At 48.3% G+C, this 315-nt stretch carries 1 protein-coding gene; it reads right to left on the reverse strand.

Translation table 11 applies throughout. The features are described 5' to 3' along the window. The coding region (locus RTW80_RS28330) for an IS30 family transposase (protein WP_312721426.1) at nt 1-315 on the reverse strand (315 nt) is incomplete at both ends.

A 315-nucleotide genomic window follows, 5' to 3' on the forward strand; every position in this document is an offset into this window, starting at 1 on the left:
CCAGTTCCATTCCTCTGTCCCATGTCAGTGATTTTCTGAGTTCTGACGGTAAACTCAGGAATTTGTCGGTAAGAGCCTGATTTACTGAGACAGAATCTTTGCCCCTGAGTCTCAGGATGATCGTATAACGTGATTTTCGGTCTACAAGTGTGGCTATATGAGAGTTTTTTGTACCCGAGACTAAATCGCCTTCCCAGTGTCCCAGAGAGCGTCTGTTATCGATATGCCGGGAACGTTCGTGGATTGGCGTTCCGTTCACTATGTTGATAGTGCCTCTTTCACCTTTGCGAGTATGGCGCCTGCCATGACGGAGGC

Source organism: Escherichia sp. AM3, from assembly GCF_032029835.1.
Lineage (GTDB): Bacteria > Pseudomonadota > Gammaproteobacteria > Enterobacterales > Enterobacteriaceae > Escherichia > Escherichia coli.